The sequence below is a fragment of the Vibrio sp. KUL70 genome, from assembly GCF_059725515.1.
Genome location: NZ_AP045834.1, coordinates 2,903,488 through 2,928,334 on the forward strand (window position 1 = coordinate 2,903,488; position 24,847 = coordinate 2,928,334).

The 24,847-nt window shown below is 48.2% G+C and carries 6 protein-coding genes, 9 tRNA genes and 9 rRNA genes; 3 read left to right on the forward strand and 21 right to left on the reverse strand.

Going from position 1 to position 24,847, the window contains the following annotated elements; genetic code table 11:
* Window positions 1-69: 69 nt before the first annotated feature.
* The 5 genes from tuf to AC6I7V_RS13080 all read right to left on the reverse strand — a co-directional run bounded on the left by tuf (window position 70) and on the right by AC6I7V_RS13080 (window position 1,753).
* Window positions 70-1,254 carry an elongation factor Tu gene (tuf, locus tag AC6I7V_RS13060; protein WP_255229664.1) on the reverse strand — a complete coding sequence of 395 codons (1,185 nt, stop codon included), beginning with the start codon at window positions 1,252-1,254 and terminating at the stop codon, window positions 70-72.
* A gap of 91 nt (window positions 1,255-1,345) precedes the next feature.
* A tRNA-Thr gene (locus AC6I7V_RS13065) sits at window positions 1,346-1,421 on the reverse strand.
* A gap of 14 nt (window positions 1,422-1,435) precedes the next feature.
* Window positions 1,436-1,510 (reverse strand) — tRNA-Gly (locus AC6I7V_RS13070).
* Between the two features lie 39 nt (window positions 1,511-1,549).
* Window positions 1,550-1,634, reverse strand: a tRNA-Tyr gene (locus tag AC6I7V_RS13075).
* A gap of 43 nt (window positions 1,635-1,677) precedes the next feature.
* A tRNA-Thr gene (locus AC6I7V_RS13080) sits at window positions 1,678-1,753 on the reverse strand.
* Between the two features lie 209 nt (window positions 1,754-1,962).
* Between AC6I7V_RS13080 and coaA the strand changes: the two genes are divergently transcribed.
* Complete coding sequence (coaA, locus tag AC6I7V_RS13085) at window positions 1,963-2,886, forward strand: type I pantothenate kinase (protein WP_032550054.1); 924 nt, start codon at window positions 1,963-1,965, stop codon at window positions 2,884-2,886.
* A gap of 30 nt (window positions 2,887-2,916) precedes the next feature.
* Here the strand turns inward: coaA and birA are convergent, their stop codons facing one another.
* Together birA and murB are read right to left on the reverse strand one after the other, a co-directional pair.
* Entirely contained in the window at window positions 2,917-3,882 is a 966-nt protein-coding gene (birA, locus tag AC6I7V_RS13090) for a bifunctional biotin--[acetyl-CoA-carboxylase] ligase/biotin operon repressor BirA (protein ID WP_255229663.1), read from the reverse strand.
* A complete protein-coding gene (murB, locus tag AC6I7V_RS13095) occupies window positions 3,879-4,925 on the reverse strand; it encodes a UDP-N-acetylmuramate dehydrogenase (protein ID WP_498011003.1) in 1,047 nt (348 codons plus the stop codon). The genes birA and murB overlap by 4 nt, the downstream gene beginning before the upstream one ends.
* Before the next feature lie 66 nt (window positions 4,926-4,991).
* Here murB and AC6I7V_RS13100 point away from each other — a divergent pair, with 66 nt between their 5' ends.
* Both AC6I7V_RS13100 and pssA read left to right on the forward strand, forming a co-directional pair.
* Complete coding sequence (locus AC6I7V_RS13100) at window positions 4,992-5,423, forward strand: GNAT family N-acetyltransferase (RefSeq protein WP_498011004.1); 432 nt, start codon at window positions 4,992-4,994, stop codon at window positions 5,421-5,423.
* 91 nt (window positions 5,424-5,514) lie between these two features.
* Window positions 5,515-6,855 carry a CDP-diacylglycerol--serine O-phosphatidyltransferase gene (gene pssA, locus AC6I7V_RS13105; RefSeq protein WP_498011005.1) on the forward strand — a complete coding sequence of 447 codons (1,341 nt, stop codon included), beginning with the start codon at window positions 5,515-5,517 and terminating at the stop codon, window positions 6,853-6,855.
* A gap of 563 nt (window positions 6,856-7,418) precedes the next feature.
* On the opposite strand, the gene AC6I7V_RS13110 is transcribed toward pssA, so the two are convergent.
* The 14 genes from AC6I7V_RS13110 to AC6I7V_RS13175 all read right to left on the reverse strand — a co-directional run bounded on the left by AC6I7V_RS13110 (window position 7,419) and on the right by AC6I7V_RS13175 (window position 24,266).
* Window positions 7,419-7,495: transfer RNA gene (locus tag AC6I7V_RS13110), tRNA-Asp, on the reverse strand.
* 41 nt (window positions 7,496-7,536) lie between these two features.
* Window positions 7,537-7,652 (reverse strand): 5S ribosomal RNA (rrf, locus tag AC6I7V_RS13115).
* 119 nt (window positions 7,653-7,771) lie between these two features.
* A 23S ribosomal RNA gene (locus AC6I7V_RS13120) occupies window positions 7,772-10,662 on the reverse strand.
* Between the two features lie 428 nt (window positions 10,663-11,090).
* Window positions 11,091-11,165, reverse strand: a tRNA-Val gene (locus tag AC6I7V_RS13125).
* 70 nt (window positions 11,166-11,235) lie between these two features.
* Window positions 11,236-11,310, reverse strand: a tRNA-Lys gene (locus AC6I7V_RS13130).
* 303 nt (window positions 11,311-11,613) lie between these two features.
* A 16S ribosomal RNA gene (locus AC6I7V_RS13135) occupies window positions 11,614-13,166 on the reverse strand.
* A gap of 395 nt (window positions 13,167-13,561) precedes the next feature.
* Window positions 13,562-13,677 (reverse strand): 5S ribosomal RNA (gene rrf / locus AC6I7V_RS13140).
* 119 nt (window positions 13,678-13,796) lie between these two features.
* Window positions 13,797-16,687: ribosomal RNA gene (locus AC6I7V_RS13145) — 23S ribosomal RNA — on the reverse strand.
* Between the two features lie 366 nt (window positions 16,688-17,053).
* Window positions 17,054-17,129, reverse strand: a tRNA-Ala gene (locus tag AC6I7V_RS13150).
* Between the two features lie 40 nt (window positions 17,130-17,169).
* A tRNA-Ile gene (locus AC6I7V_RS13155) sits at window positions 17,170-17,246 on the reverse strand.
* Between the two features lie 66 nt (window positions 17,247-17,312).
* Window positions 17,313-18,868 (reverse strand): 16S ribosomal RNA (locus tag AC6I7V_RS13160).
* Window positions 18,869-19,240: 372 nt separating this feature from the next.
* Window positions 19,241-19,356 (reverse strand): 5S ribosomal RNA (gene rrf, locus AC6I7V_RS13165).
* 119 nt (window positions 19,357-19,475) lie between these two features.
* Window positions 19,476-22,368, reverse strand: a 23S ribosomal RNA gene (locus tag AC6I7V_RS13170).
* 344 nt (window positions 22,369-22,712) lie between these two features.
* Window positions 22,713-24,266 (reverse strand): 16S ribosomal RNA (locus AC6I7V_RS13175).
* Together the 16S, 23S and 5S rRNA genes with 5 tRNA genes alongside form the textbook arrangement of a ribosomal RNA operon.
* Window positions 24,267-24,847: the final 581 nt, after the last annotated feature.

Sequence of the window (24,847 nt, forward strand, 5' to 3'; positions counted from 1 at the left end):
CGCAACTCTTTTTTTAGCGCAGAAAAAGGGCATCAAATGATGCCCTTTTTACTAGTGGTTCGTCAAATCTTATGCAAAGATTTTAGCTACAACACCAGCACCTACAGTACGGCCACCTTCACGGATAGCGAAACGTAGGCCTTCGTCCATTGCGATTGGAGCGATTAGCTCAACAGTCATTTGAACGTTGTCACCTGGCATTACCATTTCTACGCCTTCTGGTAGAGTGATGTCGCCTGTTACGTCAGTTGTACGGAAGTAGAACTGTGGACGGTAACCTTTGAAGAAAGGTGTGTGACGGCCGCCTTCGTCTTTAGAAAGTACGTATACTTCAGACTCGAACTTAGTGTGTGGGTTGATAGAGCCTTTAGCTGCTAGTACTTGACCACGTTCAACTTCGTCACGCTTAGTACCACGTAGAAGTGCACCAACGTTCTCACCTGCACGACCTTCGTCAAGAAGCTTACGGAACATCTCAACACCAGTACAAGTAGTCATTGTTGTTTCTTTGATACCAACGATTTCTACTTCGTCACCTACACGTAGGATACCACGCTCGATACGACCAGTTACAACAGTACCACGACCTTGGATCGAGAATACGTCTTCGATTGGTAGTAGGAACGGTTGGTCTACTGCACGCTCTGGCTCTGGGATGTAAGAATCTAGAGCTTCTGCTAGCTCAACGATCTTGTCTTCCCATTGCTTCTCGCCGTTTAGTGCGCCAAGAGCTGAACCTTGGATTACTGGTAGGTCATCACCTGGGAATTCGTACTCAGAAAGAAGTTCACGAACTTCCATTTCTACTAGTTCTAGTAGCTCTTCGTCATCTACCATGTCACATTTGTTCATGAATACGATGATGTAAGGGATACCAACTTGACGACCAAGTAGGATGTGCTCACGAGTTTGAGGCATTGGGCCGTCAGTCGCAGCAACAACTAGGATACCGCCGTCCATTTGTGCAGCACCAGTGATCATGTTTTTAACATAATCCGCGTGTCCTGGACAGTCTACGTGTGCGTAGTGACGTGTTGGAGTGTCGTACTCAACGTGAGAAGTTGCGATTGTGATACCGCGCTCACGCTCTTCTGGAGCGTTATCGATAGATGCGAAGTCTTTCGCTTCACCACCGTACACTTTTGCAAGTGTAGTACAGATAGCAGCAGTTAGAGTTGTTTTACCGTGGTCAACGTGGCCGATAGTACCAACGTTTACGTGCGGTTTCGTACGTTCAAATTTTTCTTTAGACATGGGGTGTCCCTCTAGGTACGGATTAAGTGGCTTTGATGACCACGCAACCAAAAAAAATGGTTTTTTATTTAAAGGAGAAGAAGCTTTAGACTGGTGCTGATACCCAGATTTGAACTGGGGACCTCACCCTTACCAAGGGTGCGCTCTACCGACTGAGCTATATCAGCACACAAATTTGAGTTGGAGCGTGCAGCGGGAATCGAACCCGCATCATCAGCTTGGAAGGCTGAGGTAATAGCCATTATACGATGCACGCAACACGTAACTCTGTTTGAGCTATTTAACCTTTAGAATATGGTGGAGGGGGACGGATTCGAACCATCGAAGGCAGTGCCGGCAGATTTACAGTCTGCTCCCTTTGGCCACTCGGGAACCCCTCCAAATTTTTAAGCTTTCTTCTCGCTCTCTTAAGAGGGAAGAAAGTGGTGCCGACTACCGGAATCGAACTGGTGACCTACTGATTACAAGTCAGTTGCTCTACCTACTGAGCTAAGTCGGCATAAGTGGGGCGCATTTTATTGAATGATTTTCCACCTTGCAATAGTAAATTGAAAAAAAATGGAAAAATCTAATAAGTAATGAAATCTAGTGGGTATTTCTTATTAAGTTTGCCTCTTTAATCCACATCTCTCTCACGAATATATTTTATTTATCCAGCGCATGATGTATTTTCCATGCACTTGTTTTGTAACCCACTATAGAGTTTTTATGAGCCCATTTATGTCATTTGACCGCGAACGCTGGTCTGAACTAAGAAATTTAGTTCCCATGACACTGTCAGAAAATGACTTAAAAGAGCTTCAAGGGATCAATGAAAAATTGACGATGGAAGAAGCGGTAGAGATCTACCTCCCTCTCTCACGTCTATTAAACCTCTATGTGGCAGCAAGACAGAACCGTAACTCAGTGCTCCAACAGTTTTTGGATAAAGACGAGAAAGCGCCTCCCTTTGTTATTGGTATTGCAGGCAGTGTCGCAGTAGGGAAAAGCACCACAGCTCGATTACTGAAAGCCCTGCTTTCTCGCTGGGACAATCATCCTAAAGTTGAGCTGGTAACCACCGATGGCTTTCTGTATCCAAACGAAGTACTGCAAGAAAAAGGATTAATGGGTAAAAAAGGCTTTCCAGAGTCTTATGATATTAAACGCTTGGTGAAGTTTGTTTCTGATGTCAAAGCCTGTAAGCGCAATGTGCAGGCGCCTGTCTACTCACACCTAACCTACAACATCACCGACGAAGTGAAAGAGGTCGATCTTCCAGATGTCTTGATCATCGAAGGGCTGAATGTACTGCAGAGTGGTATGAACTACCCACACGAACCACATCGTGTATTTATTTCAGATTTCTTGGATTTCTCTCTTTATGTCGACGCAGACAGCGCGCAAATTCAAGAGTGGTATGTGAATCGCTTTATGAAGTTCCGTGAGGGTGCATTCGCCAAACCAGGTTCTTACTTTAGCCACTACACCCTGCTCAATGATCAAGAAGCGGTCGATAAGGCTCAGAATATCTGGAAGTCGATTAATGGTCTCAACTTAGAGCAGAATATCTTACCGACCAGAGAAAGAGCGCACCTTATTCTACGTAAGGGCGCTGATCATATGGTTGAAGAGGTTTTACTACGCAAGTAATGAGGATGATTTTTAGTATTTTAGGGGCGACTAGTCCGCCTTGCGCAGCGAGATTTCACCTCCAATATAGGCTTCAATGCCATTCTCAGTTTCTAATAGAACGGCGCCTTGCTCATTTATGCCTTTGACTGTGCCTTCTATCTCTCTTGGTCCAATGATCAAACGAACCGAACGTCCTAGGAAGTTATCTAATCGGTTCCAGCGTCCAACGAAGTCTGTCATTCCTTTGAGCTCATACTCATCAAGTGCTTTATACCAAGCATTAATTAACGCCTGCGCGAGTTCATTACGGTCTGGAACCTGACCTCCGCAGACCTCTTTCAACGAAGTCCACGGTTGCCCAATACCCGATGTATTTGGGTCCATTGATAAATTAAGACCCATACCAATCACGATATTAGCGGCACCACCAGATTGCCCTGAAAGCTCGACCAAGATTCCCGCAAGTTTCTTATCATTGTGGTATAGGTCATTTGGCCATTTGAGCTTAATCCCTTCGACACCCATCTCCTCAAGCGCTTCGACAATGGCAACACCGACGACGAGACTCAGTCCCATTGCCGCTGCCATACCAGCATCCAGTCGCCAGTACATTGACAAATATAAGTTGGCGCCAAACGGGGATACCCATTCGCGTCCACGACGACCACGCCCAGCGGCTTGATATTCAGCAATACATACTGACCCTGACTCTAGAGAATCTCCCTTATCAAGCAGATGTTGGTTTGTAGAACCGATAATGGGTATAAGTTCTAGGGAAGAGTCTGCGCCAGGCGCCTTAAGCTTCGAATCATCAAGCATGTTCAGTGGCTGAGCGAGCTTATAACCCTTGCCTTGTACTCGATAAACATCCAGCCCCCACTCTTGTATACCCTTGATATGCTTACTGATAGCCGCACGAGAGACACCTATCAGCTCGCCAAGCGCTTCTCCGGAATGGAACTCGCCATCAGCCAGAGCTTTAAGCAGGGTTAACTTGGTTGTATGGTCTCTCATGCTAGCGCCTCCAGTGCGATATCGAGATTGATCTCACCATCTTTCCCCATAAACCTCACTTCATGCTCAAGCGTGATACCAAACTTCTCTTTAACTGCTGAGCGAACTTGGTTTGCTAGACGAACAACATCTTCAGAAGAGGCGTCACTGTAGTTAATCAAAACCAAGGCCTGATTTGGGTGAACCTGAGCGCCCCCTTCTTTATGCCCCTTGAACTGGCATTGATCGATCAACCAACCTGCAGCCACTTTGATCTTATCGCCACTCTCATAGCCAACAATATTTGGATAAGTTTGAGTTAAGCGATCATAGTGATCCTTTTCGATCACCGGGTTTTTGAAGAAGCTGCCCGCATTACCACTTACAGCGGGGTCAGGAAGCTTGCTTGAGCGAATAGCACAGACTTCATCGAAGATAACGCGAGGGGAAATCGTCTCCATGTCCAACGCTTTGAGTGGCCCATAGTGATTACGTGGTTGCCAGTCTTTACTCAAGGTTAAACCAATCGCGACCACGATTGCTTTACCATAAAGGGCATGCTTGAATATCGAGTCACGATAACCAAATTGGCACTCTTCGCGACCTAACCTCTTTACTGTGTATGTGTCTAAGCACAGGATATCGACGTATTCACATACATCTTGTAATTCAACGCCATAAGCACCGATATTCTGAATCGGGGCAGAACCTGAACACCCAGGAATCATGGCTAGATTTTCTAATCCACCAATACCTTGCTCTACAGACCACTTCACCAAGCTTGGCCAGTCTTCACCACCACTAATATGAAGTTTATAGTGGGTCTCAGTTTCGGTTCGCTCAATCCCTTCCAGCTTATTCACCATCACTAAGCCTGCAAAGTGCTCGGTAAATAGCATGTTGCTACCCTTGCCTAACATCAATTTCGGAAGGTGGCTCCACTGTGGGGATTGGTAAGCAGAGATCAGATCGTCTACAGAGCGGATTTCAATAAGCACATCACAAGTCTGCTCGATAGAGAAGGTATGTGCCTTTTTCAAACTGGCATTGAGATAAGATTGCATGGCGATATTCAATTAAACTAAACTGCGTCCATTCTACAGCAGTTACCCAACCGGCGCAGTGATTGAATGAACAATGTAATAATAGCCCAGCTGGATCCGATCAAAGTTCCATTAGTTAAGCGCTTCTATAAAGAGCACTACCCTTCCGGTAAAGCTAACAAGAGCGAGTTAATCTACTCATTAACCGTCGATAACCAACTATTGGGAGTGGTTCGTCTTCGCACAATCGAGCAGTTTCGCTTACTAACAGGAATGGCAATTTCAAAAGAGTATCGAGGGCAACAACTGGGGAAACAGTTGATGGACTACTGTGAAGAAAAAACGTTGAATGAGCAAGATTATTGCTTTGCTTACGCCCATCTAGAGAACTTTTATAACCGCCACCATTTCGTAAAAATATCACCTCAAGAGCTGCCAAATAGTCTGAAAGACCTCTTCGAACGATATACAAATAGTGGAAAAGATCTCATTCCTATGCATTATCAGCAAAATTGTTAGAGAATGCCTCGATTATCTAGTAATTCGCTATTTGCCTTTGGTAAAATTCGCTGTTCGCAATTTTGCATATTTTTAAGGTCAAACAGTCAATATGATTGCTAGTAGGAATCCATTCACACAGTTACCCACTGTCGCTCAGAACCCCGATAAGTTTGAAGTACTGTTATCAGCACAAGAGTTCAGAACTCGTTTACTTAAAGAGATCTCTGAAGCAACTCAGCGTATCTGTCTGGTTGCTCTCTATCTAGAAGATGACGAAGCCGGTCGTGAGATCCTTACTGCACTGTATGAAGCTAAGCAAAGCAACCCTCAGCTTGATATCAGTGTCTGTGTTGATTGGCACCGAGCTCAACGTGGCCTTATTGGTGCGGAATCATCAGAAGGTAACGCTGCAATGTATAAAGCATTCGCAGATAAGTATGAGCATGAAGTCCCTGTTTATGGCATCCCTGTTCGCGGCAAAGAAGTCTTTGGTGTGCTTCACCTGAAAGGGTTCATCGTTGACGATAAAGTTATCTACAGTGGTGCTAGCCTCAATAACATCTACCTGAACTATCACGACCGCTACCGTTTCGACCGTTACCATGTTCTAAACAACAAGACTCTGGCTGACACCATGTTCAGCTACGTGCAAGAACAGATGGTGGCAGACACAGCGGTAAATAATCTAGCCGCTCATAGCAAACCAACCACTAAGCAACTTAAGTCAGCGATCCGTCAATTCCGCTCAACACTAGCGCGCTCTCAATATCAGTTTAAGAGCGAAAAGGTCTCAAGTGAGCAGGTGGCAGTAACTCCGCTTGTTGGCATTGGTAAGCGCCGTAACCGTCTAAATCAAGGCATCAACCAACTTATAGCTCAGGCTAAAGATGAAATCTTCATCTGTACCCCTTACTTCAACTTCCCGCCTAGCCTTGCGAAGGAAGTAAAAAAAGCCCTTAAACGTGGTGTGAAAGTGAGTATTGTCGTTGGTGATAAAACGGCGAATGACTTCTTTATCTCTCCAGAAGAAGAGTTCAAGACCATTGGTGGCCTGCCTTACCTATATGAACTAAACCTGCGTCGTTTTGCGAAAGCGAATGAGGCGAACATAGCAAGTCGTAAACTGTCTATCCACCTTTGGAAGCACGATTCAAACAGCTTCCACCTGAAAGGTATTTGGGTAGATAAGCGTTACATGCTTCTTACTGGTAACAACCTGAACCCAAGAGCTTGGAAACTCGATCTTGAGAACGGTATTTTCATTCAAGATAACTACAATCACCTTGCTGAGAAATTCCAAGCTGAAGTCGATAATATCCTTCAACATACTCAGCTAATCTGCACTTATAAACAGCTAGACAAAGTTGATAGCTATCCAACCGAAGTCCAGAGGCTAATACGCAAAATAACACGCGTAAAAGCTGACAGAGTACTTAAACAGATTCTATAAGTATCAGCTTTAAATTGTCTCTACCTTAACGCCTAGCAAGTCGCTGGGCGTTTTTGTATCTGCATTACGAGATAATTTTCTCTGACTACTCTGCCTTGTTAACGGTTTACGATGAGCTCCAATTCCACTGAACAGGTAATAACGACCTGATACACCTTTCATCATCGTAACTTGAATAGGGGTTATCACTTCAATCAACTAGGTCAGGAACTGATCTTATTACCTAACAAGGTGACTATCTTTTGTTAGCGGATATAGTGCCTGAGCATATCTGCTTAAGTTTATATGAAGTTGTCAGTCGGATTAGAATCGCTGGTCTAAGGCTAAGACATCTATCCATTGAAAAGACGAAATGCCTGTGGTCACAGGAGACCAGGACTCCTTGGTCGAAGACCAAAATACCCATCCCCAGAAACGACGAAAGCCTAGTCGTAAGACTAGGCTTTCTGATAAGAGGCGTAGTGGCCGGGGTTGCGGACAACCGGGACTCTTTCGACCGAAGGGCGAATACAGTCATTCAAACGTAAAAAAGCCCAAGCAGTTATGCTTGGGCTTAATATAAGTGGCGGAGTGGACGGGACTCGAACCCGCGACCCCCGGCGTGACAGGCCGGTATTCTAACCAACTGAACTACCACTCCGCAGTGGCTTACTTGCTTTAAGCAAGTGTCCATAATTTAAAGCCTGGCGATGTCCTACTCTCACATGGGGAAGCCCCACACTACCATCGGCGCTATTGCGTTTCACTTCTGAGTTCGGCATGGAATCAGGTGGGTCCACAACGCTATGGTCGCCAAGCAAATTCTTTCTTCTCTAATTTTCTTTCAGAAAAGTAATCTGGAAAGCTGTTTCTTGTTCTCTTCAAACTCATTCAAGCGTTTGTATCTTTGAGTCCATCAAAACCCCTTGGGTGTTGTATGGTTAAGCCTCACGGGCAATTAGTACAGGTTAGCTCAACGCCTCACAGCGCTTACACACCCTGCCTATCAACGTTCTAGTCTTGAACAACCCTTTAGGACGCTTAAAGCGCCAGGGAAGACTCATCTCAGGGCTCGCTTCCCGCTTAGATGCTTTCAGCGGTTATCGATTCCGAACTTAGCTACCGGGCAATGCCATTGGCATGACAACCCGAACACCAGAGGTTCGTCCACTCCGGTCCTCTCGTACTAGGAGCAGCCCCCTTCAATCTTCCAACGCCCACGGCAGATAGGGACCGAACTGTCTCACGACGTTCTAAACCCAGCTCGCGTACCACTTTAAATGGCGAACAGCCATACCCTTGGGACCGACTTCAGCCCCAGGATGTGATGAGCCGACATCGAGGTGCCAAACACCGCCGTCGATATGAACTCTTGGGCGGTATCAGCCTGTTATCCCCGGAGTACCTTTTATCCGTTGAGCGATGGCCCTTCCATTCAGAACCACCGGATCACTATGACCTGCTTTCGCACCTGCTCGAATTGTCATTCTCGCAGTCAAGCGGGCTTATGCCATTGCACTAACCTCACGATGTCCAACCGTGATTAGCCCACCTTCGTGCTCCTCCGTTACTCTTTGGGAGGAGACCGCCCCAGTCAAACTACCCACCAGGCACTGTCCGTAATCCCGATTCAGGGACCAACGTTAGAACATCAACACTACAAGGGTGGTATTTCAAGGACGACTCCACCACATCTAGCGACGCGGTTTCAAAGTCTCCCACCTATCCTACACATGTAGGGTCAATGTTCAGTGCCAAGCTGTAGTAAAGGTTCACGGGGTCTTTCCGTCTAGCCGCGGGTACACTGCATCTTCACAGCGATTTCAATTTCACTGAGTCTCGGGTGGAGACAGCGTGGCCATCATTACGCCATTCGTGCAGGTCGGAACTTACCCGACAAGGAATTTCGCTACCTTAGGACCGTTATAGTTACGGCCGCCGTTTACCGGGGCTTCGATCAAGAGCTTCGACCGAAGTCTAACCCCATCAATTAACCTTCCGGCACCGGGCAGGCGTCACACCGTATACGTCATCTTACGATTTTGCACAGTGCTGTGTTTTTAATAAACAGTTGCAGCCACCTGGTATCTGCGACTCTCGTCAGCTCCATCCGCAAGGGACTTCACCGATAAGAGCGTACCTTCTCCCGAAGTTACGGTACCATTTTGCCTAGTTCCTTCACCCGAGTTCTCTCAAGCGCCTTGGTATTCTCTACCCGACCACCTGTGTCGGTTTGGGGTACGATTCCTTACAATCTGAAGCTTAGAGGCTTTTCCTGGAAGCATGGCATCAATGACTTCACCACCGTAGTGGCTCGACATCGTATCTCAGCGTTAAGAAAGTCCGGATTTACCTAAACTTTCCGCCTACGTACTTGAACCTGGACAACCGTCGCCAGGCCCACCTAGCCTTCTCCGTCCCCCCATCGCAATTGTAAGAAGTACGGGAATATTAACCCGTTTCCCATCGACTACGCCTTTCGGCCTCGCCTTAGGGGTCGACTTACCCTGCCCCGATTAACGTTGGACAGGAACCCTTGGTCTTCCGGCGAGGGAGTTTTTCACTCCCTTTATCGTTACTCATGTCAGCATTCGCACTTCTGATACCTCCAGCAGCCCTTACAGACCACCTTCAACGGCTTACAGAACGCTCCCCTACCCCGCATACTAAAGTATGCAGCCGCAGCTTCGGTGTATAGCTTAGCCCCGTTACATCTTCCGCGCAGGCCGACTCGACCAGTGAGCTATTACGCTTTCTTTAAATGATGGCTGCTTCTAAGCCAACATCCTGGCTGTCTGAGCCTTCCCACATCGTTTCCCACTTAGCTATACTTTGGGACCTTAGCTGGCGGTCTGGGTTGTTTCCCTCTCCACGACGGACGTTAGCACCCGCCGTGTGTCTCCCGGATAGTACTTACTGGTATTCGGAGTTTGCAAAGGGTTGGTAAGTCGGGATGACCCCCTAGCCTTAACAGTGCTCTACCCCCAGTAGTATTCGTCCGAGGCGCTACCTAAATAGCTTTCGGGGAGAACCAGCTATCTCCAGGTTTGATTGGCCTTTCACCCCTAGCCACAAGTCATCCGCTAATTTTTCAACATTAGTCGGTTCGGTCCTCCAGTTGATGTTACTCAACCTTCAACCTGCCCATGGCTAGATCACCTGGTTTCGGGTCTATATCCAGAGACTGAACGCCCAGTTAAGACTCGGTTTCCCTACGGCTCCCCTAAACGGTTAACCTTGCCACTGAATATAAGTCGCTGACCCATTATACAAAAGGTACGCAGTCACACCACGAAGGTGCTCCTACTGCTTGTACGTACACGGTTTCAGGTTCTATTTCACTCCCCTCACAGGGGTTCTTTTCGCCTTTCCCTCACGGTACTGGTTCACTATCGGTCAGTCAGTAGTATTTAGCCTTGGAGGATGGTCCCCCCATATTCAGACAGGATATCACGTGTCCCGCCCTACTCGATTTCACTGATTATGATGTGTCGGTTACGGGGCTATCACCCTTTATTGCGGCACTTTCCAGAGCCTTCACCTGCATCATTAAAAGCTTAAGGGCTAATCCAATTTCGCTCGCCGCTACTTTCGGAATCTCGGTTGATTTCTCTTCCTCGGGGTACTTAGATGTTTCAGTTCCCCCGGTTTGCCTCTTGTTGCTATGTATTCACAACAAGATACTTACTTATGTAAGTGGGTTTCCCCATTCGGAAATCCCAGACTCAAAAGGTTTTTACTACCTAATCTGGGCTTATCGCAAGTTAATACGTCCTTCATCGCCTCTGACTGCCAAGGCATCCACCGTGTACGCTTAGTCACTTAACCATACAACCCGAAGAAGTTTCGAGTTGATGATTTATTTGCTTTCACTTGCTTATTTGATTTCACTTTAAAAAGTGAAGACAAATGGCAGTGAAGACAAAATAGCAACCAAGGTTTTTGGTTGTAACAAGAAGGGTTAATTCTTATTACGTGTTTGCCGGACTCAATGGTGAATCAATATAAACATTGATTCGAATACAAGACACTTGAATGTGTTTGTGTTGTGTTTATACCGTTCTTAATAAATAAGAGCAGATAAACATTGAGAACTTTTAATTTGATTTAAATAACTACGTTATTTAAATCAGTCAGCTTTCCAAATTGTTAAAGAGCATGAGACTTCGTTAGAAGTTCATTTTCTAAAGACTCTCCAGCCCAAACCATGTGGTTTAAAAGCCACTATCAGCTAATTGGTTGGGGGTTTTAGAGAATGGTGGGCGATCCGGGCTCGAACCAGTGACCCCCTGCTTGTAAGGCAGGTGCTCTCCCAACTGAGCTAATCGCCCACGATAGTTTCCTCTTGCTTTCACTTTTTAGAAAGGGGAAACTTTCAAGCCATCTTCTTCGGGGAAAGAATGGTGGGTCGTGCAGGATTCGAACCTGCGACCAATTGATTAAAAGTCAACTGCTCTACCAACTGAGCTAACGCCCAAAGGGTACCCGGAGGGGGGGGGCCCCCTTACCCCCGGGGGGCGGGGGGGCCTAGGCCCCCGGGGCCCGGGGGAGGACCAGGTTTTCTTTAAAGACCCAATGGTATCCCGTAGGGGGGGGGACCCCTTTTCCGCGGGGGGGGGGGGGGGGGGGGGGGCCCCAGGAGGGAGGGGGGGAAGGGGAGATGTTCACCCAAAAAAAAAAAAAAAAAAAAAATTGCTTGAAGATATTGGGATATCTTCGTCTCTTTTACTTTCTAAACCGTATCAATCTGTGTGGACACTTATCGTGAACATCTTCGTATAAGGAGGTGATCCAGCCCCCAGGTTCCCCTAGGGCTACCTTGTTACGACTTCACCCCAGTCATGAACCACAAAGTGGTGAGCGTCCTCCCGAAGGTTAAACTACCCACTTCTTTTGCAGCCCACTCCCATGGTGTGACGGGCGGTGTGTACAAGGCCCGGGAACGTATTCACCGTAGCATTCTGATCTACGATTACTAGCGATTCCGACTTCATGGAGTCGAGTTGCAGACTCCAATCCGGACTACGACGCACTTTTTGGGATTCGCTCACTCTCGCGAGTTGGCTGCCCTCTGTATGCGCCATTGTAGCACGTGTGTAGCCCTACTCGTAAGGGCCATGATGACTTGACGTCGTCCCCACCTTCCTCCGGTTTATCACCGGCAGTCTCCCCTGGAGTTCCCCACCAAGGCTGGCAAACAAGGATAAGGGTTGCGCTCGTTGCGGGACTTAACCCAACATTTCACAACACGAGCTGACGACAGCCATGCAGCACCTGTCTCAGAGTTCCCGAAGGCACACCTGCGTCTCCGCTGGCTTCTCTGGATGTCAAGAGTAGGTAAGGTTCTTCGCGTTGCATCGAATTAAACCACATGCTCCACCGCTTGTGCGGGCCCCGTCAATTCATTTGAGTTTTAATCTTGCGACCGTACTCCCCAGGCGGTCTACTTAACGCGTTAGCTCCGAAAGCCACGGCTCAAGGCCACAACCTCCAAGTAGACATCGTTTACGGCGTGGACTACCAGGGTATCTAATCCTGTTTGCTCCCCACGCTTTCGCATCTGAGTGTCAGTATCTGTCCAGGGGGCCGCCTTCGCCACTGGTATTCCTTCAGATCTCTACGCATTTCACCGCTACACCTGAAATTCTACCCCCCCTCTACAGTACTCTAGTTTGCCAGTTTCAAATGCAGTTCCGAGGTTGAGCCCCGGGCTTTCACATCTGACTTAACAAACCACCTGCATGCGCTTTACGCCCAGTAATTCCGATTAACGCTCGCACCCTCCGTATTACCGCGGCTGCTGGCACGGAGTTAGCCGGTGCTTCTTCTGCAGCTAACGTCAAGAAATGCCGCTATTAACGACACCCCCTTCCTCACTGCTGAAAGTACTTTTACAACCCGAAGGCCTTCTTCATACACGCGGCATGGCTGCATCAGGCTTGCGCCCATTGTGCAATATTCCCCACTGCTGCCTCCCGTAGGAGTCTGGACCGTGTCTCAGTTCCAGTGTGGCTGATCATCCTCTCAGACCAGCTAGGGATCGTCGCCTTGGTGAGCCATTACCTCACCAACTAGCTAATCCCACCTAGGCATATCTTGACGCGAGAGGCCCGAAGGTCCCCCTCTTTGGCCCGTAGGCATCATGCGGTATTAGCCATCGTTTCCAATGGTTATCCCCCACATCAAGGCAATTTCCTAGGCATTACTCACCCGTCCGCCGCTCGACGCCGATATCGTTCCCCGAAGGTTCAGATAACTCGTTTCCGCTCGACTTGCATGTGTTAGGCCTGCCGCCAGCGTTCAATCTGAGCCATGATCAAACTCTTCAATTTAAGATTTTGTGACTCAATGAATACTGATTACATTCCCTATTCTTACGAATAGTGACTGTGAATTGACTGTGCCGAACTTACATTCTGAATTGGTCACTCAGTTCATTGAAATCAAGTTGAAACCGAAGTTTCATGTTTGCCTTTGCTTTTAAAAAGCGAAAACAAACTTAGTGATATTCATCAACGAGTGCCCACACAGATTGATAGGTTTAAATTGTTAAAGAGCTTTGCTTTCAGTGCGTTAGCACTTAGGCAGGACGCGTATAATACGCTTTCTACTTTGAAAGTCAACATAAAATACTAAGAAAACTTAGAACTCTATGGTGACTTGTCTACTTCGTAGACAAAGTCGAACCTTTTGTCTTCACTTTTTAAAAAAGTGAAAATAAATAGGAGCTTGGCGATGTCCTACTCTCACATGGGGAAGCCCCACACTACCATCGGCGCTATTGCGTTTCACTTCTGAGTTCGGCATGGAATCAGGTGGGTCCACAACGCTAAGGTCGCCAAGCAAATTCTTTCTTCTCTGATTTTCTTTCAGAAAAGTAATCTGGAAAGCTGTTTCTTGTTCTCTTCAAACTCATTCAAGCGTTTGTATCTTTGAGTCCATCAAAACCCCTTGGGTGTTGTATGGTTAAGCCTCACGGGCAATTAGTACAGGTTAGCTCAACGCCTCACAGCGCTTACACACCCTGCCTATCAACGTTCTAGTCTTGAACAACCCTTTAGGACGCTTAAAGCGCCAGGGAAGACTCATCTCAGGGCTCGCTTCCCGCTTAGATGCTTTCAGCGGTTATCGATTCCGAACTTAGCTACCGGGCAATGCCATTGGCATGACAACCCGAACACCAGAGGTTCGTCCACTCCGGTCCTCTCGTACTAGGAGCAGCCCCCTTCAATCTTCCAACGCCCACGGCAGATAGGGACCGAACTGTCTCACGACGTTCTAAACCCAGCTCGCGTACCACTTTAAATGGCGAACAGCCATACCCTTGGGACCGACTTCAGCCCCAGGATGTGATGAGCCGACATCGAGGTGCCAAACACCGCCGTCGATATGAACTCTTGGGCGGTATCAGCCTGTTATCCCCGGAGTACCTTTTATCCGTTGAGCGATGGCCCTTCCATTCAGAACCACCGGATCACTATGACCTGCTTTCGCACCTGCTCGAATTGTCATTCTCGCAGTCAAGCGGGCTTATGCCATTGCACTAACCTCACGATGTCCAACCGTGATTAGCCCACCTTCGTGCTCCTCCGTTACTCTTTGGGAGGAGACCGCCCCAGTCAAACTACCCACCAGGCACTGTCCGTAATCCCGATTCAGGGACCAACGTTAGAACATCAACACTACAAGGGTGGTATTTCAAGGACGACTCCACCACATCTAGCGACGCGGTTTCAAAGTCTCCCACCTATCCTACACATGTAGGGTCAATGTTCAGTGCCAAGCTGTAGTAAAGGTTCACGGGGTCTTTCCGTCTAGCCGCGGGTACACTGCATCTTCACAGCGATTTCAATTTCACTGAGTCTCGGGTGGAGACAGCGTGGCCATCATTACGCCATTCGTGCAGGTCGGAACTTACCCGACAAGGAATTTCGCTACCTTAGGACCGTTATAGTTACGGCCGCCGTTTACCGGGGCTTCGATCAAGAGCTTCGACCGAAGTCTAACCCCATCAATTAACCTTCCGGCACCGGGCAGGCGTCACACCGTATACGTCATCTTACGATTTTGCACAGTGCTGTGTTTTTAATAAACAGTTGCAGCCACCTGGTATCTGCGACTCTCGTCAGCTCCATCCGCAAGGGACTTCACCGATAAGAGCGTACCTTCTCCCGAAGTTACGGTACCATTTTGCCTAGTTCCTTCACCCGAGTTCTCTCAAGCGCCTTGGTATTCTCTACCCGACCACCTGTGTCGGTTTGGGGTACGATTCCTTACAATCTGAAGCTTAGAGGCTTTTCCTGGAAGCATGGCATCAATGACTTCACCACCGTAGTGGCTCGACATCGTATCTCAGCGTTAAGAAAGTCCGGATTTACCTAAACTTTCCGCCTACGTACTTGAACCTGGACAACCGTCGCCAGGCCCACCTAGCCTTCTCCGTCCCCCCATCGCAATTGTAAGAAGTACGGGAATATTAACCCGTTTCCCATCGACTACGCCTTTCGGCCTCGCCTTAGGGGTCGACTTACCCTGCCCCGATTAACGTTGGACAGGAACCCTTGGTCTTCCGGCGAGGGAGTTTTTCACTCCCTTTATCGTTACTCATGTCAGCATTCGCACTTCTGATACCTCCAGCAGCCCTTACAGACCACCTTCAACGGCTTACAGAACGCTCCCCTACCCCGCATACTAAAGTATGCAGCCGCAGCTTCGGTGTATAGCTTAGCCCCGTTACATCTTCCGCGCAGGCCGACTCGACCAGTGAGCTATTACGCTTTCTTTAAATGATGGCTGCTTCTAAGCCAACATCCTGGCTGTCTGAGCCTTCCCACATCGTTTCCCACTTAGCTATACTTTGGGACCTTAGCTGGCGGTCTGGGTTGTTTCCCTCTCCACGACGGACGTTAGCACCCGCCGTGTGTCTCCCGGATAGTACTTACTGGTATTCGGAGTTTGCAAAGGGTTGGTAAGTCGGGATGACCCCCTAGCCTTAACAGTGCTCTACCCCCAGTAGTATTCGTCCGAGGCGCTACCTAAATAGCTTTCGGGGAGAACCAGCTATCTCCAGGTTTGATTGGCCTTTCACCCCTAGCCACAAGTCATCCGCTAATTTTTCAACATTAGTCGGTTCGGTCCTCCAGTTGATGTTACTCAACCTTCAACCTGCCCATGGCTAGATCACCTGGTTTCGGGTCTATATCCAGAGACTGAACGCCCAGTTAAGACTCGGTTTCCCTACGGCTCCCCTAAACGGTTAACCTTGCCACTGAATATAAGTCGCTGACCCATTATACAAAAGGTACGCAGTCACACCACGAAGGTGCTCCTACTGCTTGTACGTACACGGTTTCAGGTTCTATTTCACTCCCCTCACAGGGGTTCTTTTCGCCTTTCCCTCACGGTACTGGTTCACTATCGGTCAGTCAGTAGTATTTAGCCTTGGAGGATGGTCCCCCCATATTCAGACAGGATATCACGTGTCCCGCCCTACTCGATTTCACTGATTATGATGTGTCGGTTACGGGGCTATCACCCTTTATTGCGGCACTTTCCAGAGCCTTCACCTGCATCATTAAAAGCTTAAGGGCTAATCCAATTTCGCTCGCCGCTACTTTCGGAATCTCGGTTGATTTCTCTTCCTCGGGGTACTTAGATGTTTCAGTTCCCCCGGTTTGCCTCTTGCTGCTATGTATTCACAACAAGATACTTACTTATGTAAGTGGGTTTCCCCATTCGGAAATCCCAGACTCAAAAGGTTTTTACTACCTAATCTGGGCTTATCGCAAGTTAATACGTCCTTCATCGCCTCTGACTGCCAAGGCATCCACCGTGTACGCTTAGTCACTTAACCATACAACCCGAAGAGGTCTTTATGTATGACTGTTTGCTTTCACTTGCTTGTTTGATTTCACTTTAAAAAGTGAAGACAAATGGCAGTGAAGACAAACGAGCAACCAAGGTTTTTGGTTGTAACAAGAAGGGTTAATTCTTATTACGTGTTTGCCGGACTCAATGGTGATTCAAATTAAATTTGAATCGAATACAAGACACTTGAATGTGTTTGTGTTGTGTTTTCTTAGTTAAAAGAAAACATTGAGAACTTTTAATTTGATTTAAATAACTGTGTTATTTAAATCAGTCAGCTTTCCAAATTGTTAAAGAGCAGATTTCTTAATGAAACCATGTTTAAAAGCACTATCGCTAATGCGCTTAAAGATGGTGGAGCTAAGCAGGATCGAACTGCTGACCTCCTGCGTGCAAGGCAGGCGCTCTCCCAGCTGAGCTATAGCCCCAACGAAATCGATATTGACCGCTATCTCTGGGAAAAGATAGTGGTGGGTCTGAGTGGACTTGAACCACCGACCTCCCGCTTATCAGGCGAGCGCTCTAACCAGCTGAGCTACAGACCCAATATCGTCTCTTAACTTTCTAAACCGTATCAATCTGTGTGGACACTTATCGTGAATATCTTCGTATAAGGAGGTGATCCAGCCCCAGGTTCCCCTAGGGCTACCTTGTTACGACTTCACCCCAGTCATGAACCACAAAGTGGTGAGCGTCCTCCCCGAAAGGTTAAACTACCCACTTCTTTTGCAGCCCACTCCCATGGTGTGACGGGCGGTGTGTACAAGGCCCGGGAACGTATTCACCGTAGCATTCTGATCTACGATTACTAGCGATTCCGACTTCATGGAGTCGAGTTGCAGACTCCAATCCGGACTACGACGCACTTTTTGGGATTCGCTCACTCTCGCGAGTTGGCTGCCCTCTGTATGCGCCATTGTAGCACGTGTGTAGCCCTACTCGTAAGGGCCATGATGACTTGACGTCGTCCCCACCTTCCTCCGGTTTATCACCGGCAGTCTCCCTGGAGTTCCCACCCGAAGTGCTGGCAAACAAGGATAAGGGTTGCGCTCGTTGCGGGACTTAACCCAACATTTCACAACACGAGCTGACGACAGCCATGCAGCACCTGTCTCAGAGTTCCCGAAGGCACACCTGCGTCTCCGCTGGCTTCTCTGGATGTCAAGAGTAGGTAAGGTTCTTCGCGTTGCATCGAATTAAACCACATGCTCCACCGCTTGTGCGGGCCCCCGTCAATTCATTTGAGTTTTAATCTTGCGACCGTACTCCCCAGGCGGTCTACTTAACGCGTTAGCTCCGAAAGCCACGGCTCAAGGCCACAACCTCCAAGTAGACATCGTTTACGGCGTGGACTACCAGGGTATCTAATCCTGTTTGCTCCCCACGCTTTCGCATCTGAGTGTCAGTATCTGTCCAGGGGGCCGCCTTCGCCACTGGTATTCCTTCAGATCTCTACGCATTTCACCGCTACACCTGAAATTCTACCCCCCCTCTACAGTACTCTAGTTTGCCAGTTTCAAATGCAGTTCCGAGGTTGAGCCCCGGGCTTTCACATCTGACTTAACAAACCACCTGCATGCGCTTTACGCCCAGTAATTCCGATTAACGCTCGCACCCTCCGTATTACCGCGGCTGCTGGCACGGAGTTAGCCGGTGCTTCTTCTGCAGCTAACGTCAAGAAATGCCGCTATTAACGACACCCCCTTCCTCACTGCTGAAAGTACTTTTACAACCCGAAGGCCTTCTTCATACACGCGGCATGGCTGCATCAGGCTTGCGCCCATTGTGCAATATTCCCCACTGCTGCCTCCCGTAGGAGTCTGGACCGTGTCTCAGTTCCAGTGTGGCTGATCATCCTCTCAGACCAGCTAGGGATCGTCGCCTTGGTGAGCCATTACCTCACCAACTAGCTAATCCCACCTAGGCATATCTTGACGCGAGAGGCCCGAAGGTCCCCCTCTTTGGCCCGTAGGCATCATGCGGTATTAGCCATCGTTTCCAATGGTTATCCCCCACATCAAGGCAATTTCCTAGGCATTACTCACCCGTCCGCCGCTCGACGCCGTTATCGTTCCCCGAAGGTTCAGATAACTCGTTTCCGCTCGACTTGCATGTGTTAGGCCTGCCGCCAGCGTTCAATCTGAGCCATGATCAAACTCTTCAATTTAAGATTTTGTGACTCAATGAATACTGATTACATCCCCATTCGTTTTAGCAAAAAGCTTACGAATAGTGACTGTGAATTGACTGTGCTAAGACCGAAGTCTTAATTGGTCACTCAGTTCATTGAAATCATTTTGATTCCGAAGAATCTGTTTGCCTTTGCTTTTAAAAGCGAAAACAAACTTAGTGATATTCATCAACGAGTGCCCACACAGATTGATAGGTTTAAATTGTTAAAGAGCTTTGCTTTCAGTGCGTTAGCACTTAAGCAGGACGCGTATAATACGCTTTCTACTTTGAAAGTCAACATAAAATACTAAGAAAACTTAGAACTCTATGGTGACTTGTCTACTTCGTAGACAAAGTCGAAATTAAAGCCTGGCGATGTCCTACTCTCACATGGGGAAGCCCCACACTACCATCGGCGCTATTGCGTTTCACTTCTGAGTTCGGCATGGAATCAGGTGGGTCCACAACGCTATGGTCGCCAAGCAAATTCTTTCTTCTCTGATTTTCTTTCAGAAAAGTAATCTGGAAAGCTGTTTCTGTTCTCTTCAAACTCATTCAAGCGTTTGTATGTCTTGAGTCCATCAAAACCCCTTGGGTGTTGTATGGTTAAGCCTCACGGGCAATTAGTACAGGTTAGCTCAACGCCTCACAGCGCTTACACACCCTGCCTATCAACGTTCTAGTCTTGAACAACCCTTTAGGACGCTTAAAGCGCCAGGGAAGACTCATCTCAGGGCTCGCTTCCCGCTTAGATGCTTTCAGCGGTTATCGATTCCGAACTTAGCTACCGGGCAATGCCATTGGCATGACAACCCGAACACCAGAGGTTCGTCCACTCCGGTCCTCTCGTACTAGGAGCAGCCCCCTTCAATCTTCCAACGCCCACGGCAGATAGGGACCGAACTGTCTCACGACGTTCTAAACCCAGCTCGCGTACCACTTTAAATGGCGAACAGCCATACCCTTGGGACCGACTTCAGCCCCAGGATGTGATGAGCCGACATCGAGGTGCCAAACACCGCCGTCGATATGAACTCTTGGGCGGTATCAGCCTGTTATCCCCGGAGTACCTTTTATCCGTTGAGCGATGGCCCTTCCATTCAGAACCACCGGATCACTATGACCTGCTTTCGCACCTGCTCGAATTGTCATTCTCGCAGTCAAGCGGGCTTATGCCATTGCACTAACCTCACGATGTCCAACCGTGATTAGCCCACCTTCGTGCTCCTCCGTTACTCTTTGGGAGGAGACCGCCCCAGTCAAACTACCCACCAGGCACTGTCCGTAATCCCGATTCAGGGACCAACGTTAGAACATCAACACTACAAGGGTGGTATTTCAAGGACGACTCCACCACATCTAGCGACGCGGTTTCAAAGTCTCCCACCTATCCTACACATGTAGGGTCAATGTTCAGTGCCAAGCTGTAGTAAAGGTTCACGGGGTCTTTCCGTCTAGCCGCGGGTACACTGCATCTTCACAGCGATTTCAATTTCACTGAGTCTCGGGTGGAGACAGCGTGGCCATCATTACGCCATTCGTGCAGGTCGGAACTTACCCGACAAGGAATTTCGCTACCTTAGGACCGTTATAGTTACGGCCGCCGTTTACCGGGGCTTCGATCAAGAGCTTCGACCGAAGTCTAACCCCATCAATTAACCTTCCGGCACCGGGCAGGCGTCACACCGTATACGTCATCTTACGATTTTGCACAGTGCTGTGTTTTTAATAAACAGTTGCAGCCACCTGGTATCTGCGACTCTCGTCAGCTCCATCCGCAAGGGACTTCACCGATAAGAGCGTACCTTCTCCCGAAGTTACGGTACCATTTTGCCTAGTTCCTTCACCCGAGTTCTCTCAAGCGCCTTGGTATTCTCTACCCGACCACCTGTGTCGGTTTGGGGTACGATTCCTTACAATCTGAAGCTTAGAGGCTTTTCCTGGAAGCATGGCATCAATGACTTCACCACCGTAGTGGCTCGACATCGTATCTCAGCGTTAAGAAAGTCCGGATTTACCTAAACTTTCCGCCTACGTACTTGAACCTGGACAACCGTCGCCAGGCCCACCTAGCCTTCTCCGTCCCCCCATCGCAATTGTAAGAAGTACGGGAATATTAACCCGTTTCCCATCGACTACGCCTTTCGGCCTCGCCTTAGGGGTCGACTTACCCTGCCCCGATTAACGTTGGACAGGAACCCTTGGTCTTCCGGCGAGGGAGTTTTTCACTCCCTTTATCGTTACTCATGTCAGCATTCGCACTTCTGATACCTCCAGCAGCCCTTACAGACCACCTTCAACGGCTTACAGAACGCTCCCCTACCCCGCATACTAAAGTATGCAGCCGCAGCTTCGGTGTATAGCTTAGCCCCGTTACATCTTCCGCGCAGGCCGACTCGACCAGTGAGCTATTACGCTTTCTTTAAATGATGGCTGCTTCTAAGCCAACATCCTGGCTGTCTGAGCCTTCCCACATCGTTTCCCACTTAGCTATACTTTGGGACCTTAGCTGGCGGTCTGGGTTGTTTCCCTCTCCACGACGGACGTTAGCACCCGCCGTGTGTCTCCCGGATAGTACTTACTGGTATTCGGAGTTTGCAAAGGGTTGGTAAGTCGGGATGACCCCCCTAGCCTTAACAGTGCTCTACCCCCAGTAGTATTCGTCCGAGGCGCTACCTAAATAGCTTTCGGGGAGAACCAGCTATCTCCAGGTTTGATTGGCCTTTCACCCCTAGCCACAAGTCATCCGCTAATTTTTCAACATTAGTCGGTTCGGTCCTCCAGTTGATGTTACTCAACCTTCAACCTGCCCATGGCTAGATCACCTGGTTTCGGGTCTATATCCAGAGACTGAACGCCCAGTTAAGACTCGGTTTCCCTACGGCTCCCCTAAACGGTTAACCTTGCCACTGAATATAAGTCGCTGACCCATTATACAAAAGGTACGCAGTCACACCACGAAGGTGCTCCTACTGCTTGTACGTACACGGTTTCAGGTTCTATTTCACTCCCCTCACAGGGGGTTCTTTTCGCCTTTCCCTCACGGTACTGGTTCACTATCGGTCAGTCAGTAGTATTTAGCCTTGGAGGATGGTCCCCCCATATTCAGACAGGATATCACGTGTCCCGCCCTACTCGATTTCACTGATTATGATGTGTCGGTTACGGGGCTATCACCCTTTATTGCGGCACTTTCCAGAGCCTTCACCTGCATCATTAAAAGCTTAAGGGCTAATCCAATTTCGCTCGCCGCTACTTTCGGAATCTCGGTTGATTTCTCTTCCTCGGGGTACTTAGATGTTTCAGTTCCCCCGGTTTGCCTCTTGTTGCTATGTATTCACAACAAGATACTTACTTATGTAAGTGGGTTTCCCCATTCGGAAATCCCAGACTCAAAAGGTTTTTACTACCTAATCTGGGCTTATCGCAAGTTAATACGTCCTTCATCGCCTCTGACTGCCAAGGCATCCACCGTGTACGCTTAGTCACTTAACCATACAACCCGAAAGGGTCTTAATGTATGACTGTTTGCTTTCACTTTTCAAAGTGAAGACAAAATAGCAACCAAGGTTTTTGGTTGTAACAAGAAGGGTTAATTCTTATTACGTGTTTGCCGGACTCAATGGTGAATCAAACTAAGTTTGATTCGAATACAAGACACTTGAATGTGTTTGTGTTGTGTTTATCCAAAAGATAAACATTGAGAACTTTTAATTTGATTTAAATAACTTGTTATTTAAATCAGTCAGCTTTCCAAATTGTTAAAGAGCAATAATAGCTCGAAGCTTTCGCTTCAAAACCATCAATCTGTGTGGACACTTATCGTGAATATCTTCGTATAAGGAGGTGATCCAGCCCCAGGTTCCCCTAGGGCTACCTTGTTACGACTTCACCCCAGTCATGAACCACAAAGTGGTGAGCGTCCTCCCGAAGGTTAAACTACCCACTTCTTTTGCAGCCCACTCCCATGGTGTGACGGGCGGTGTGTACAAGGCCCGGGAACGTATTCACCGTAGCATTCTGATCTACGATTACTAGCGATTCCGACTTCATGGAGTCGAGTTGCAGACTCCAATCCGGACTACGACGCACTTTTTGGGATTCGCTCACTCTCGCAAGTTGGCCGCCCTCTGTATGCGCCATTGTAGCACGTGTGTAGCCCTACTCGTAAGGGCCATGATGACTTGACGTCGTCCCCACCTTCCTCCGGTTTATCACCGGCAGTCTCCCTGGAGTTCCCACCCGAAGTGCTGGCAAACAAGGATAAGGGTTGCGCTCGTTGCGGGACTTAACCCAACATTTCACAACACGAGCTGACGACAGCCATGCAGCACCTGTCTCAGAGTTCCCGAAGGCACACCTGCGTCTCCGCTGGCTTCTCTGGATGTCAAGAGTAGGTAAGGTTCTTCGCGTTGCATCGAATTAAACCACATGCTCCACCGCTTGTGCGGGCCCCCGTCAATTCATTTGAGTTTTAATCTTGCGACCGTACTCCCCAGGCGGTCTACTTAACGCGTTAGCTCCGAAAGCCACGGCTCAAGGCCACAACCTCCAAGTAGACATCGTTTACGGCGTGGACTACCAGGGTATCTAATCCTGTTTGCTCCCCACGCTTTCGCATCTGAGTGTCAGTATCTGTCCAGGGGGCCGCCTTCGCCACTGGTATTCCTTCAGATCTCTACGCATTTCACCGCTACACCTGAAATTCTACCCCCCCTCTACAGTACTCTAGTTTGCCAGTTTCAAATGCAGTTCCGAGGTTGAGCCCCGGGCTTTCACATCTGACTTAACAAACCACCTGCATGCGCTTTACGCCCAGTAATTCCGATTAACGCTCGCACCCTCCGTATTACCGCGGCTGCTGGCACGGAGTTAGCCGGTGCTTCTTCTGCAGCTAACGTCAAGAGATGCCGCTATTAACGACACCCCCTTCCTCACTGCTGAAAGTACTTTTACAACCCGAAGGCCTTCTTCATACACGCGGCATGGCTGCATCAGGCTTGCGCCCATTGTGCAATATTCCCCACTGCTGCCTCCCGTAGGAGTCTGGACCGTGTCTCAGTTCCAGTGTGGCTGATCATCCTCTCAGACCAGCTAGGGATCGTCGCCTTGGTGAGCCATTACCTCACCAACTAGCTAATCCCACCTAGGCATATCTTGACGCGAGAGGCCCGAAGGTCCCCCTCTTTGGCCCGTAGGCATCATGCGGTATTAGCCATCGTTTCCAATGGTTATCCCCCACATCAAGGCAATTTCCTAGGCATTACTCACCCGTCCGCCGCTCGACGCCGATATCGTTCCCCGAAGGTTCAGATAACTCGTTTCCGCTCGACTTGCATGTGTTAGGCCTGCCGCCAGCGTTCAATCTGAGCCATGATCAAACTCTTCAATTTAAGATTTTGTGACTCAATGAATACTGATTACATTCCCTATTCTTACGAATAGTGACTGTGAATTGACTGTGCCGATAATAAATTATCGATTGGTCACTCAGTTCATTGAAATCAAGTTGAAACCGAAGTTTCGTGTTTGCCTTTGCTTTTAAAAGCGAAAACAAACTTAGTGATATTCATCAACGAGTGCCCACACAGATTGATAGGTTCTAATTTTTAAAGAGCTTCTAGCGTTTTGTGATTTACATCTCTACCGCTAGGGGTGCGTACTATACTCGCACCGTTTTGAGAGTCAAGGGTTATTTTCAAACTCTTTTTTCTCTACCGATTTCAGTGTGTGACTTTCGTCTCACTCCGTGTCGGTGAGGCGGCATTATAGAGAGATTCGAATGGAGCGCAAGGGCTTTTTTAAATAAAAATTTCGTTCGACTAAAAAGCCATCAAAAGCGCTTATTTTGAATAAAAACTAAACATTTGAGACGCATCACAGCAATACATTGGAAAAATACAAACCATGAACGTAAGATTCATGTGTCTATTTTGTTAATAGTAGATGCGTCTATTTCGTTTATTAATATGTA